Origin of the sequence: Micromonospora tulbaghiae (assembly GCF_900091605.1) — a bacterium.
Lineage (GTDB): Bacteria > Actinomycetota > Actinomycetes > Mycobacteriales > Micromonosporaceae > Micromonospora > Micromonospora tulbaghiae.
In genome coordinates this window covers 46128-59345 of the sequence record NZ_FMCQ01000008.1, presented here as the reverse complement: position 1 = coordinate 59345, position 13218 = coordinate 46128, and the positions used below count along the sequence as shown (strand labels likewise).

Sequence of the window (13218 nt, the reverse complement as noted above, 5' to 3'; positions counted from 1 at the left end):
GGAGTGGGGCGAGCGGGGAAGGGCTCCGGGGGTGAGGATCGGGGGATGAGTGAGGTGGTGGGGCCCGAGGGCGGGCCGATGCGGGAGTTGCTCCGGGTGGCGCCGGGGCCGGTGGACCTGGAGGCGATCGACCCCCGGTCGACGCCAGGGCTGCCGGCGGCGGCCGGGCGCGGGCCCGCGCGCAAGGAGTGGGCGCGGGCCCAGGTCGAGCTGATCGGCGCGGGACTGGGGCGGCAGCAGGAGATGCTGTACGCCTCGGCGCAGGGCGCCGCCGGGCCGGGCAGCGCCACCAGCGCGCCGGCGCAGGCGGACGCCGGACTGGACGGCGACCGGCCGCGCCGGGTGCTGCTGGTGCTCCAGGCGATGGACTGCGGCGGCAAGGACGGCACGGTCAAGCGGGTGGCGGGCGCGATGAACCCGCTCGGGCTGCACATCCGCTCGTTCGGGCCGCCCACCGAGGAGGAGTTGCGGCACGACTTCCTGTGGCGGGTGCGCCGGGCGCTGCCGCCACCCGGGTACGTCGGCGTGTTCAACCGCTCGCACTACGAGGACGTGCTCATCGCTCGCGTCGAAGGGCTGGTCGATGAGGCGACCTGGCGGTCCCGGTACGCGATCATCAACGACTTCGAGCGGGAACTGACCGAGCAGGCGGTCACAGTGGTGAAGGTCATGCTGCACATCTCGTACGCCGAGCAGGGCGAGCGGCTGATGGAGCGGCTCACCGACCCGGCGAAGTTCTGGAAGTACAACCCGAGCGATCTGGACACCCGGGCACGTTGGGACGACTATCAGGCCGCGTACGCCGAGGCCTTCGAGCGTTGCGGCACGGACGCCGCGCCCTGGTTCGTGGTGCCGGCGGACCGCAAGTGGTACCGGGACTGGGCGGTCGCCCACCTGCTGCGGGAGACGTTCGACGGGTTGGATCTGGGGTATCCGCCTGCCGATTTCGACGTCGAACGGGAGCGTGACCGGTTACGGAGCCAGCGCCGTGAGTGATCAGGTGAACGGAAGGTGAACGAGCGGTGAATCGGGCCTGACCAGGGGTGGGCCGATCGAAAGTAGGTTCGGCGCGGTCCCTAGCATGCGCAGAGCAGACGCCCGGGGGGCGACGGCCACCCTTCCACCGACACGACGAGGTCCGTGCTGTGAAGTTTTCCTTCCGTCCCACCGAGGGCGCTTTCTACGAGCTCTTCACCAGGGCCGCGCAGAACCTGGTGAAGGGGACCGACCTGCTCAACGAGCTGGGCCTGCCCGGTGCCGACGTGCAGTCGATCAGCGAGCGGCTGACCGACATCGAGCACGACAGCGACCAGATCACGCACGAGCTGTACAAGAAGATCAACTCCACCTTCATCACGCCGTTCGACCGGGAGGACATCTACCGGCTCGGCTCGCTGCTCGACGACGTGATGGACCACCTGGAGGCGGTCGGCAACCTGCTCTACCTGTACGGCCTGACCAAGCTCCCGTCGCTTCCGCGCGAGCTGCACGAGCTGGTTAACGTGCTGGACCTGCAGGCCAAGCTCACCGCCGAGGCGATGCCCCGGCTGAAGTCGATGAAGGACCTCGAGGACTACTGGATCGAGTGCAACCGGCTCGAGAACGACGGCGACCAGGCGTACCGGATGCTGCTGGTCCGCCTCTTCTCCGGTGAGTACGACGCGCTCACGGTGCTGAAGATGAAGGAGGTGGCCGACGAGCTGGAGGCCGCCTGCGACGCCTTCGAGCACGTGGCCAACACCGTCGAGACCATCGCGGTCAAGGAGTCCTGATCCAGTGACACCCGAACTCATCGCCGTGCTGGCGGTGATCGCGGTCGCCATGGCGTTCGACTACACGAACGGCTTCCATGACGCGGCCAACGCGATCGCCACCAGCATCTCGACCCGGGCGCTGACCCCCCGGATCGCGCTCGCGCTGGCCGCCGTCGGCAACTTCGTCGGCGCGCACTTCGGCGCCGGGGTGGCCAAGACGGTCGGCGACGGGCTGGTGACGTTGCCGACCGGGGTGGAGAGCCTCGGCGTGGTCTTCGCCGGCGTGCTCGGCGCGATCATCTGGAACCTGATCACCTGGTACTTCGGCCTGCCGTCCTCGTCCTCGCACGCCCTCTTCGGTGGCCTGGTCGGCGCGACCCTGTTCGCCGCCGACGGCATCGTCCAGTGGGGCACCATCATCGAGAAGGTCCTCGTCCCGATGGTGCTCTCGCCGGTGGTCGGCCTGATCCTCGGCTTCCTGGTGATGCTGGCGATCATGTGGCTGTTCCGGAAGGGCCAGCCGGGCAAGCTCAGCCGTGGCTTCCGGTGGGCGCAGACCGCGTCCGCCGCCGCCATGTCGGTCGGTCACGGCATGCAGGACGCCGCGAAGACCATGGGCATCATCGTGCTCGCGCTCTACACCGGCGGTTTCCAGGAGAGCAAGACGCACATCCCGGGCTGGGTCTTCTGGACCTCCGCCGCGATGCTGGCGGCCGGCACGTACGCGGGCGGCTGGCGGATCATCCGTACGCTCGGGCGGAAGATCATCGACCTCGGCCCCGCGGAGGGCTTCGCGGCCGAGACCGTGGCCAGCGCGGTGCTCTACTTCAACGCGCTGGTGCTGAAGGCGCCGATCTCCACCACGCACACGATCACCTCGGCGATCATGGGTGTGGGATCCACGAAACGGCTCTCCGCGGTGCGCTGGAACGTGGCGGGCAACATCGTGATCGCCTGGATCATCACGTTCCCGGCCGCCGCCGCGATCGCCTGCCTCGCGTACCTGCTGGTCCGGCCCCTGTTCTGATCTCCGCGCGGTGACGTCGAGGGGTTCCCCGCCGTGGCGGGGAACCCCTCACGCGTAGGAGACGCCGATCCGGGCCTTGATGTCGTCGATCAGGCCCATCACCTCGAGCGTCGCGGCGTGCGGCACCAGCGGGCTCTCGGTCAGCCCGGCCGCCAGGCAGCGCTGCACCTCGATCGCCTCGTACTGGTAACCGCCGCCGGTCAGGTCCGCCGGGATCGTTTCCGGTTCGGCGCCGGCCCGGTGCAGCACCACGTGCGCGGGCCGGAAGAACAGCTCGGGCAGGTCGATCCGGCCGGTCGTACCGGTGATCGAAGCGGTGATCGCTGTCGCGCCGACCATGCCGCAGCTGAGCGTCGCCACCGCGCCGGAGTCCCAGCCGAGCGCCATGCCGGTGTTCTCGTCCACCGCCTCCGGGGTCAGCTTGGCCCACGCCTGCACGTGCTGCGGCACGCCGAGCACCAGGTGGGCCAGGCTCAGCGGGTAGACGCCGAGGTCGAGCAGCGCGCCGCCACCGAGCGTGCGGGCCCGCATCCGGTGCTCCGGCGGGAACGGGCCGGCCACGCCGAAGTCCGCCCGTACGTGCGTCACCTCACCGATCGCGCCGTCCCGGATCAGCTCCAGCACCCGCAGGATCAGCGGGTTGGTCCGCATCCACATGGCCTCCATGAGGAACAGACCCCGGTCGCGGGCCGTCTCCACCAGCTCGGTGGTGGTCGGCAGGTCCAGCGTGCAGGGCTTCTCCACCAGCACGGCCTTGCCGCCGGCCAGGCACGCGAGCGCCGCCTCGTGGTGGGCGGCGTGCGGGGTGGCCACGTAGATCGCGTCCAGGTCCGGGTCCGCGGCCAGTTCCGCCCACGAGGCGTACGCCCGCGGCACGTCGTGCCGGCGCGCGAACAGCTCGGCGCTCTCCCGGGTACGCGAGCCGACCGCCACCAGTTCGGCGCCCGGCACCAGCCGCAGATCCTCGGCGAAGCGGGCGGCGATGTTTCCGGTGGCCAGGATTCCCCAACGCGTCATGCCCGGCACGCTATCCCGTACCGCTCCGGGGCCGGCAGGGTGATCCACCGGTCGGGACGGCTCAGCCGCGGGCGTCGGCGGCGGCGCGGGCGGCCCGCTCGATCATCGCCCGCCGCGCCGTCAGCGTCGGCTGGTCGGGTTCCAGGTATGCGTACTCGGCCCAGGTCCCGGTCGAGCCGTCGAGCTGCTCGCGCAGGATGTCGGCGTGCCCCGCGTGCCGGCCGGTCTCGGTCAGCACGTGGACCAGGACGTTGAACAACTTGACGTCCGGACGGGGCCACCACGGCACGTGGCCGGGCGCGTCGATGGCGAGGGCCTCGATCGTCGCGTCCGCGTGCTCGGCCGCCCGCCGGTAGCGGCCGATCACCTCCTCGCGGGTCTCGTGCTCACTCGCCCACATGTCGATGCCGTCCGGATCCGGGTCGTCCCACCGGGGCAGCGGTTCCGGGAACGGCCTGCCGAACACCTCGCCGAAGTACCGGGCCTCCCCGAACGACAGGTGCTTGACCAGGCCGAGCAGGTTGGTGCCGGACGCGGTCAGAGGACGGCGTACGTCGTATTCGGACAGCCCGTCGAGCTTCCACAGCATCGCCTCGCGGATCTGGCGCAGGTCGTTGTGCAGGTATTCCTTCGCGAAGTCGTCGATCACGGGTCACGACCCTGCCAGGCGCGACCGACGGACGCAGTCCCGCGCTTCCTGCGGCTTCCGACGCTGCGCCCCGAAGGGCCATGTGACGTCGATCGAATACGGAGCGTGAAGATAGCGCAGCGTGACGGCGATTGCTCCTCTCTTCGCCAGGACCGGGCGCCCAAAGGCGCTCTTACGGACATAAGCCCGAGCCCGCTCGGCTGGGCCGATGCCCTCTCGTCCCCTTTGCTCTGCAGCCTCATGCGCACCGCACACGGACGGTTGCCATTGCGGATTCGGCTGCAGAGCAAAGGGCACGGAGGTATGCCTTTGGGCGGACGGGGAGAACTACGCACCGTGGCCGGGCGGCCCGCGCTCGGAGCACGTGTGTCCCGTGAGTCGACGGGAACCGTCGCCGACCGGACTGCCAGGCGGGAACTAGGCTCGGCGCATGACGATCGACGGCTTCGCCGCACCCCCCGCCCTGGTGGAGCACGCCCGCCGATTCCGGGCCGAGGGCGCCGTACCGGCCGTGCCCCGGGTCGCCGCCACGGTGCTGTTGCTCCGCCCGGCCGGCGACGGGTTCGAGGTCTACATGATCCGCCGGGTCGCGGCCATGACCTTCGGCGGCATGTACGCCTTCCCGGGCGGCGGGGTGGACCGCTCCGACTCGGAGGCGCACCTCGGCTGGGCCGGCCCGGGCCCGGCGGAGTGGGGGGAGCGGCTCCGGCTCGACCCGGCCGCTGCGCAGGCGGTGGTGTGCGCCGCCGCCCGCGAGGTCTTCGAGGAGGCGGGCGTGCTGCTCGCCGGCCCGGACCCCGACACGGTCGTCGGCGACGTGAGCGGCGACGACTGGGAGGCGGCCCGGCAGGATCTGGAGGGACGGCGGGTCGGCTTTGCGGACCTGCTGGCCGGTCGGGGTCTGACGCTGCGATCCGACCTGCTGCTGCCGTGGAGCCGGTGGATCACCCCGGAGTTCGAGCCGCGCCGCTTCGACACGTACTTCTTCGTCGCCCTGCTGCCCGAGGGGCAGCGGACCCGGGACGTCTCCGGGGAGGCCGACCACACGCTGTGGCTGCGCCCGGCGGACGCCCTGGCCCGGGCGGAGGCCGGCGAGCTGACGATGCTGCCGCCCACAATGGTCACGCTGGCCGAGGTGGCCGCCGCCGGCGACCTGGGCGGTGTGGCCGGCGCGGCGGTGAAGCGCGACCCCGGCGTCCCCGTCATGCCGCACCTCGACCTCTCCGACGTCGAGGCCCCCCGCTTCCGTCTGTCCTGACGTCAGCCGGCGGCGCGAAGGTAGCGGGCCGCGAGGGTGCGTAGGAGATCGGCCAGTTCGGGCGGTTCCTCGACGGTGAAGTCGAGGTCGAGCAGGCCGAGCCAGACCGCGATGTTCTCCAGCCGGTCGGCGCCGGTGTGCAGGAGACAGGCGCTGTCGCCGGCCGGCTCGACAGTGCCGACGGCCGGATTGATCCGGTCGGCCACCGCCTCGGCGGGGGCGTGCACGCGGACGCGCGCCCGGTGCCGCCAGGCCGCCGAGGAGACACCCTGCCGGACCCGGTCCACCACGTCCCCGGGCAACTCGCGCGCCGCGAACCGGGGGCCGGTCGGGGTACGCGGGGTGAGCCGGTCCACCCTGAACGTGCGCCAGTCGTCCCGCGCCGGGTCGAAGGCCACGAGGTACCAGCGCCTGCCCCAGTTCACCAGCCGGTACGGCTCGACGTCCCGTCGATCGGCGGTCCCGTCGTGCCGGACGTAGTCGAACCGCAGCCGCTCCCGGTCCCGGCAGGCGGCCCCGATCAGGCTGAGGGTCCCGGCGTCCACGGTCGGGCCGGGCTGGTCGTGCGGCACCCGGATGGTGTGGGTGTGCAGGGCGGCGACGCGCCGGCGCAGACGGTGGGGGAGCACCTGCTCCAGCTTGGCCAGCGCACGCAGGGATGTCTCCTCGATGCCGGCGACGCTGCCGCCCGCGGCCGTGCGCAGCCCGACCGCCACCGCCACCGCCTCCTCGTCGTCGAGGAGCAGCGGGGGCAGGGCCGCACCGGCGCCCAGCCGGTACCCGCCGACCGCGCCCCGCGTGCCGTGTACGGGATAGCCCAGCTCGCGTAGCCGCTCCACGTCGTTGCGCACGGTCCGGGTGCTCACCGCGAGGCGCTCGGCCAGTTCGGCGCCAGTCCAGTCACGCGGGGTCTGCAACAGCGACAGCAGGCGCAGCAGCCGTGCGGAGGTCTCCAACATTTCTCGAATCCTGCCAGTTCATTAGGAACGGGATGTTCCTAATTGCCTCCTACGCTCCTGGGCATGGCAGACAACACAGCGATCGTCCCGTTCCGCATCGACGTCCCGCAGGCCGACCTGGACGACCTCGCCGACCGGCTCGCACGGACCCGCTGGGCCGAGGAACTACCTCCCGACCCCGACCCGGCCGCCCCCGCCGGCCCCGTCGCGCCCGGCTGGGAGTACGGCGTTCCGCTGAGCTGGGTACGGCGCCTGGCCGAGCGCTGGCGCACCACCTACGACTGGCGGGAGTGGGAGGCGCGGCTGAACGCGTACCCACAGTTCACCACCGAGATCGACGGGCAGCGGATCCACTTCCTGCACGTCCGCTCGCCCGAGCCCGGTGCCACCCCGCTGATCCTCACCCACGGCTGGCCGGGCACCGTTGCCGAGTGGCTGGACGTGATCGGTCCGCTGACCGATCCGCGGGCGCACGGTGGCGACCCGGCCGACGCCTTTCACCTGGTCATCCCGTCGGTGCCGGGGTTCGGCTTCTCCGGGCCGACCCGGGAGCGCGGCTGGAACCGCTACCGGGTCGCCCGGGCCTGGGCCGAGCTGATGCGCCGCCTCGGCTACGACCGGTACGGCGCGGCCGGCAACGACCTCGGCGCGTTCGTGTCGCCCGAGGTGGGCCGGGCCGACCCGGAGCACGTGCTCGGTGTGCACGTCACGCAGATCTTCTCCCTGCCGTCCGGCGATCCGGCCGAGCTGGCCGCGCTCACCGAGGAGGAGCGCGGCAAGGTGGCGTTCGCCGAGTTCTTCGTGCAGCGGCAGGGCGGCTACGACAAGCTGCACTCGACCGCGCCGCAGAACGTGGCGCACGCGCTGGCCGACTCGCCGGTCGGCCTGCTCGGCTGGCTGGGCCAGCTGATGGGGGATCAGATCGACGTCGACCACGTGCTCACCCACACGACCGTCTACTGGCTGACGAACACGGCCGCCTCAGCGGCCCGCTACTACTACGAGGACGCAGAGGTGGTGCACCCGACGCAGAAGGTGAACGGACGGGGAACGGACATGCCGGAGCCGACAACGGTGCCGCTCGGTCTCGCCAACTTCGCCTGGGACTTCCAGTCGATCCGTACGCTCGCCGAGCGCGACCACAAGAACATCGTCTCCTGGCGCACGTACGACCGGGGCGGGCACTTCGCGGCCCACCAGGTACCCGACCTGCTCGTGGCCGACCTGCGGCAGTTCTTCGCCGCACCGCTCAGCCGAAGCGACCGGTGATGTAGTCCTCGGTCTTCTTCTGGGCCGGGTTGCTGAAGATCTTCTGGGTGTTGTCGTACTCGATCAGGCGGCCCGGATCGCCGGTCTTCTCGATGGAGAAGAAGGCGGTCCGGTCCGACACCCGGGCGGCCTGCTGCATGTTGTGCGTGACGATGATGATGGTGAACTTGTCCTTGAGCTGGAACATCAGGTCCTCGATGGCCAGCGTCGAGATCGGGTCCAGCGCCGAGCAGGGCTCGTCCATCAGCACCACCTGCGGCTCGACGGCGATGGTACGGGCGATGCAGAGCCGCTGCTGCTGACCGCCGGACAGGCCCGCGCCGGGCTTGCCGAGGCGGTCCTTCACCTCGTCCCACAGGTTCGCCGAGCGGAGCGCCCGCTCGGCCGCCTCCTCCAGGATCGACTTGCGCCGTACGCCGTTGAGCCGCAGGCCCGCCACCACGTTCTCGAAGATGCTCATGGTGGGGAACGGGTTCGGCCGCTGGAAGACCATGCCGATCATCCGGCGGACCGCCGTGACGTCCACGTCGCGGTCGTAGACGTCCTGGTCGTCGATGGTGAGGCTGCCCTCGACCCGGGCGCCCGGCAGCACCTCGTGCATCCGGTTGATCGACCGCAGGAACGTGGACTTGCCGCAGCCGGACGGCCCGATCAGGGCGGTGACGGTCTTCGGCTCGACGGTCAGGTTGATGTTCTCGATCGCCTTGAACCCGCCGTAGTAGGCGGTCACGTTCGTGGCTTCGATGCGCTTGGCCATGGTGGTGGTACCTCCGGGGTTCATCGGCCGAGCCGGTTACGACGGGCCAGCAACTTCGCCGCGACGGTGAGGACGAGGACGAGGGCGACGAGGGTCAGCGCCGCTGTCCACGCCCGTGCCGGCGAGTACTTCGACGCCTCACCGGCCTGCTGGTAGACGAAGAGGGCCAGCGACGACTGGTTGTTCTCGAACGGGTTGAAGTTGATCGCCGCGCCGCCGCCGGCGACGAGCAGCACCGGCGCCGTCTCGCCGGCGGCCCGCGCGACGGCGAGCATGATGCCGGTGACGATGCCGGGCAGCGCGGTCGGCAGCACGACCCGCAGGATCGTCTTCCACTTCGGTACGCCCAGGGCGTACGCGCCCTCGCGCAGCGGCGCGGGCACCAGGCGGAGCATCTCCTCGGTGGATCGGACCACAGTGGGCAGCATCAGCACGCTCAGCGCCAGCGCGGCGGCGAATCCGGAGAAGCCCGGCCGGCCGTCGTTGAACCACGGCGAGACGATCAGCACCCAGAACGCCAGCACGAACAGGCCGGTGACGATCGACGGGATGCCGGTCATGACGTCCACGAAGAAGCGGATGGTGAACGCGAACCGGCCCCGGCCGTACTCGACGATGTAGATCGCGCAGAGCACCCCGAGCGGCACCGTGATCAGCGTGGCGATGCCCACCTGCTGCAACGTGCCGACGATCGCGTGGTACGCGCCGCCGTTGGCGTCCCGCGCCCCGATGTTGTTCATCGAGGTGCCGAAGAAGTTCGCGTCCAGCCGCTCGGAGCCCTTGCTGACGAGTGTCCAGACCACCGAGGCCAGCGGCAGCACGGCGAGCACGAACGCGGAGTGGATCAGCGCGCTCCAGGTCCGGTTGCGGGCCGACCGGCGGCCCTCCACCGCGTTCGCCGCGACGAAGAGACCGGCCAGGTAGAGCAGCGCGCCGACCACTACTACCAGGACCGGGCCGCCGATGCCGGCGCCGTACACCAGGGCCGCCGCGAGCAGCAGCGCCGCGACGGCGATGACCGGTGCGGCGTACGCGGGAAGTCGCCTCGCCCGCAGCGTGGCCGGCTGGGCCGGCGGGCGCGGGCGGCGGGGGGTGAGGGTGGTGGTCATGCGGCCGACTCCGTGAACTCGCGCCGCCGGTAGATGATCGCCCGCGCGGTGATGTTGACGATCAGCGTGATCGCGAACAGCACCAGGCCGGAGGCGATGAGTGCGCCCCGGCCGGTGTCGTTCGCCTCGGCGAACCGGTTGGCGATGTTGGCGGCGATCGAGTTGCCGCCGCTGGCCAGGATGTTGAACGAGATGGCGTACGTGGAGCCGAGCGTGAGCGCCAGCGCGATGGTCTCGCCCAGTGCCCGGCCCAGGCCGAGCATCACCGCGGCGATGACTCCAGGCCGCCCGTACGGCAGGACCGCGGTGCGGATCATCTCCCAGCGGGTGGCGCCGAGCGCGAGCGCGGCCTCCTCGTTCGCGGTCGGGGTCTGCCGGAACACCTCGCGGGACAGCGACGTGACGATCGGCAGCACCATGATGGCGAGCACCAGCGAGCCGAGCAGGATGGAGTTGCCGTACGGGCCGTCGCCGAAGATCGGGATCCAGCCGAAGTGCCTGTTCAGCCAGGCGGACAGGTCGGCCACCGGCTGGGCGAAGTAGTCGCGGCCCCAGAGGCCGAAGACCACGCTCGGCACGGCTGCGAGCAGGTCGATCAGGAAGCCCAGGGTGTTGCCGAGCCGCCGGGGCGCGTAGTGCGACAGGTAGAGGGCGATGCCCAGCGCGACCGGCACCGCCATGAGCAGCGCCAGCAGCGAGCTCAGGACGGTGCCGAAGGCGAGCGCGCCGATGCCGAACTGCGGCGGGTCGTCGTTCGGGAACCAGCCTTCGAACGTCCAGAACGACTCGTTGTTGGCCCGCAGCGCCGGGACGGCCTTGGCGACCAGGAAGATCGCGATGGCCGCGATGACCACCAGGACCGTGGTGCCGGCGGCCAGGGTCAGGCCGCGGAACGCCCGTTCCGCGCCGAAGGCGCGGGCCCGGGGGAGGGCACCGCCGCCGCCGAGGCCACCGTCGGGGCGGCCCGGGTTGCCGGGGCGCTCGGCCACACGCGCCGAGGCACCGGCGGGTCGCTCGTGGCTCGTGGCCACGGGGTTCCCGCCGGTGCCGGCGTGGGCCGAGCGCTGAGGGGTGTCACCCATCTGCTCGCTCGCTTCGTGTTGAGGAGGTGTCGGTCGGAGCGTCAGGAGAGGCTCTTGACCGCGGCCTCGACCTTGGTGCGGACGGTCTCGGGCAGCGGCGCGTAGCCCAGCTCGACGAGCTCCTTCTGCCCCTCGGCGCTGGCGGCGTGGCCGAGCAGGCCCTTGACCAGCGGCAGCTTGTCGGCGGCGAGGCCCTTGCTGCAGACGATCTCGTAGGTCGCCAGGACGATCGGGTACGCCCCGGCCTCCTTGGTGTTGTAGTCGATCGACATCTTCAGGTCGTTGCCCTGACCCTCGAACTTGGCGCCGGCGATGGTCTTGCCGGCCGAGTCGCCGGTCAGCTCGACGAACTCGCCGTTGCCGTTGCGGATCTTCGCCGTCTTCAGGTCGGAGTTCTCGGCGTACGACCACTCGACGTAGCTGATGGTGCCGTCGGTGCTCTTGACCTTGCTGGCCACACCGTCGGACTTGGCCGCGCCGACGCCGCCCGGGGCCTTCCACGCCTTGGAGTTGCCGAGCGTCCAGTCCGCCTCGGCGGTCTTGGAGAGGTACTTGGTGAAGTTGTCGGTGGTGCCCGACTCGTCGGAGCGGTGCACGGCCTGGATGGCGGTCGACGGCAGCTTGGCGTCCGGGTTGTCGGCCTTGATCGCCGGGTCGTCCCACTTGGTCACCTTGCCGGCGAAGATCTTCGCCAGGGTGGCCGGGCTGAACTGGAGGTCGTTCGCGCCGTTGACGTTGTAGACGACAGCGACCGGGCCGATGACCATGGGCAGGTTGAGCGCCTGGCCGCCGACGCACTTGGCGTCGGCCTGCGGCTGCTCCTCCGGCTTGAGGGCGGAGTCCGAGCCGGCGAAGTCGGCGGTGCCGGCGATGAACGCCTGGATGCCGGCGCCCGAACCGCTGGGCTCGTAGTTGATCGTGGTACCGGCGCACTTCTGCTGGTACGCCTTGATCCACTCGGCCATGGCGTTCTTCTGGGCGGAGGAGCCCTGCGCGTTCAGCGTGCCCGTCGCGCAGTCCGCCGCTGCGGTGGAGCCGGAGGCGCCGGCCGGCTCGTTGTTGTCCGAGCCGCAGGCGCTGAGACCGAGAACCGCGGTAAGAGCGAGACAGGCGATGGCGCCGTGCCGCTGGAGCTTCACTTCAGGGGTTTCCCTTCACGTCTTTGGTCAGGTCGCCCGGAGTGCCGGGCGCCGGCGCTGACCGGCTGACACGAAAGGTAGGAGGGCCAGGTGGACGGTTCGCCGGACGCAAGTGAACGCGCGGTGAACACGTTCAGCCGACGAGGTGGCCGTACGCTGAGGAAGGGTTGTCCATTTCGTGAACTAGCGGCCCGGCATCGCCTTTGTGACGATTTTCCCGGGCAGTCGCGCGCTCAGCCGAGCTGGTAGTTGACGTGCGCGGACCAGCGCGCGAAGCCCAGCCGCTCGTAGAGCGCGACCGCGGCGGTGTTGCTCTCGTCCACGTACAGCATCACCCGGTCCAGCCCGCGCTCGTCGCGCAGGTGGGTCAGGCCGGCGGCGGTGAGCACCCGGCCGAGCCCGCCCCGGTGGGCGGACGGGTCGACGCCGAGCACGTAGACCTCGCCGATCCGGGCCGAGCCCGGCCGCTCGTGCACCTTGGTCCAGTGGAAGCCGAGCAGCCGCCCGGTGGCGGGGTCGACGGCGAGCAGGAACCCGGCCGGGTCGAACCACGGCTCGGCGATGCGTACGCGCAGGTCGTCGAGCGTCCACCTGCCCTGCTCGGGATGCTGGGCGAAGGCCGCGTTGTTCACCGCCAGCCAGGCCTCGTCGTCCTCGCCGGGACGGAACGCGCGCAGCGTCACGCCGTCCGGTACGACCGGCGCCGGCAGCTCGGCGGTGAGTGGACGGCGCATCTGCCAGAGCACCCGGGCCCGGGAGAAGCCCAGGTCGACGGCCAGCGCGGCGGCTGACGGGTGGTCGCCGTGCGCCCACGCGCGCAGCGGTCCGGGCGCGGCGGCCACCACACCACGGGCCAGCGCGCGGCCGGAACCCCGCCGCCGGTACGCCGGGTGCACGACCATCTCCACGCCGACGCCCTCGGCCGGGGCGGTGGTGTCGAGGTGCGCGTACCCGGTCAGGGTGCCGTCGGTGGTCCGGGCGGTGAGGTGCACGGCGGGCGCCTCGGGGTCGCGCAGCCGCAGCAGCACGTGTTCGTCGAGCGGGTCGGCGCCGTCGGCGTCACCGGCGGCGCGGGCCGTCGCCAGCACCTCGGCGACCTCGTCCGGCGTCAGCCGGTCCGCCCGGGCGATCCGGTCGGTTGTGGGACCACTCGTCGGCTCGGTGCTCATCTGAGTCACGGTAGCGGCCGTGCGGCCAC

Annotated in this window: 13 protein-coding genes; 5 read left to right on the top strand and 8 right to left on the bottom strand. The window is 71.3% G+C overall.

Annotation, left to right across the window (positions count from 1 at the left end):
- Positions 1 to 45: 45 nt before the first annotated feature.
- The 3 genes from GA0070562_RS22090 (at position 46) to GA0070562_RS22080 (ending at position 2781) form a co-directional block, all read left to right on the top strand.
- The gene (locus GA0070562_RS22090; protein ID WP_091425457.1) at positions 46 to 996 is read left to right on the top strand and encodes a PPK2 family polyphosphate kinase; all 951 of its coding nucleotides are present in this window, start codon (positions 46 to 48) and stop codon (positions 994 to 996) included.
- Positions 997 to 1145: 149 nt separating this feature from the next.
- Positions 1146 to 1772: a DUF47 domain-containing protein gene (locus GA0070562_RS22085; RefSeq protein WP_030504473.1), complete on the top strand. Its 627-nt coding sequence runs from the start codon at positions 1146 to 1148 to the stop codon at positions 1770 to 1772.
- Between the two features lie 4 nt (positions 1773 to 1776).
- Complete coding sequence (locus GA0070562_RS22080; RefSeq protein ID WP_091425454.1) at positions 1777 to 2781, top strand: inorganic phosphate transporter; 1005 nt, start codon at positions 1777 to 1779, stop codon at positions 2779 to 2781.
- 48 nt (positions 2782 to 2829) lie between these two features.
- On the opposite strand, the gene GA0070562_RS22075 is transcribed toward GA0070562_RS22080, so the two are convergent.
- Together GA0070562_RS22075 and GA0070562_RS22070 are read right to left on the bottom strand one after the other, a co-directional pair.
- Entirely contained in the window at positions 2830 to 3798 is a 969-nt protein-coding gene (locus tag GA0070562_RS22075; RefSeq protein WP_091425452.1) for a Gfo/Idh/MocA family protein, read from the bottom strand.
- A gap of 61 nt (positions 3799 to 3859) precedes the next feature.
- Positions 3860 to 4447 carry a DinB family protein gene (locus tag GA0070562_RS22070; protein WP_091425450.1) on the bottom strand — a complete coding sequence of 196 codons (588 nt, stop codon included), beginning with the start codon at positions 4445 to 4447 and terminating at the stop codon, positions 3860 to 3862.
- Between the two features lie 430 nt (positions 4448 to 4877).
- Between GA0070562_RS22070 and GA0070562_RS22065 the strand changes: the two genes are divergently transcribed.
- Positions 4878 to 5705, top strand: coding sequence for an NUDIX hydrolase (locus GA0070562_RS22065; protein WP_091425448.1), 828 nt, complete (start codon positions 4878 to 4880; stop codon positions 5703 to 5705).
- Positions 5706 to 5707: 2 nt separating this feature from the next.
- Here GA0070562_RS22065 and GA0070562_RS22060 read toward each other — a convergent pair whose 3' ends face one another.
- Positions 5708 to 6664 (bottom strand): helix-turn-helix transcriptional regulator, encoded by a 957-nt coding sequence (locus GA0070562_RS22060; protein ID WP_091425447.1) that lies wholly within the window; start codon positions 6662 to 6664, stop codon positions 5708 to 5710.
- 63 nt (positions 6665 to 6727) lie between these two features.
- Here GA0070562_RS22060 and GA0070562_RS22055 point away from each other — a divergent pair, with 63 nt between their 5' ends.
- Positions 6728 to 7933, top strand: coding sequence for an epoxide hydrolase family protein (locus GA0070562_RS22055; RefSeq protein ID WP_091425444.1), 1206 nt, complete (start codon positions 6728 to 6730; stop codon positions 7931 to 7933).
- Here GA0070562_RS22055 and pstB read toward each other — a convergent pair.
- From pstB to mshD, 5 genes are all read right to left on the bottom strand, one after another.
- A complete protein-coding gene (pstB, locus tag GA0070562_RS22050; protein ID WP_091426010.1) occupies positions 7914 to 8690 on the bottom strand; it encodes a phosphate ABC transporter ATP-binding protein PstB in 777 nt (258 codons plus the stop codon). The genes GA0070562_RS22055 and pstB overlap by 20 nt on opposite strands.
- A 20-nt stretch (positions 8691 to 8710) precedes the next feature.
- Positions 8711 to 9799 (bottom strand): phosphate ABC transporter permease PstA, encoded by a 1089-nt coding sequence (gene pstA / locus GA0070562_RS22045; protein WP_091425441.1) that lies wholly within the window; start codon positions 9797 to 9799, stop codon positions 8711 to 8713.
- A complete protein-coding gene (pstC, locus tag GA0070562_RS22040) occupies positions 9796 to 10881 on the bottom strand; it encodes a phosphate ABC transporter permease subunit PstC (RefSeq protein ID WP_091425439.1) in 1086 nt (361 codons plus the stop codon). Before pstC ends, pstA begins: the two co-directional genes overlap by 4 nt.
- Before the next feature lie 41 nt (positions 10882 to 10922).
- Positions 10923 to 12020, bottom strand: a complete 1098-nt coding sequence (pstS, locus tag GA0070562_RS22035) for a phosphate ABC transporter substrate-binding protein PstS (RefSeq protein ID WP_091425437.1) — start codon at positions 12018 to 12020, stop codon at positions 10923 to 10925.
- A 233-nt stretch (positions 12021 to 12253) separates the two neighbouring features.
- Complete coding sequence (mshD, locus tag GA0070562_RS22030; RefSeq protein WP_091425435.1) at positions 12254 to 13189, bottom strand: mycothiol synthase; 936 nt, start codon at positions 13187 to 13189, stop codon at positions 12254 to 12256.
- Positions 13190 to 13218 lie beyond the last annotated feature (29 nt).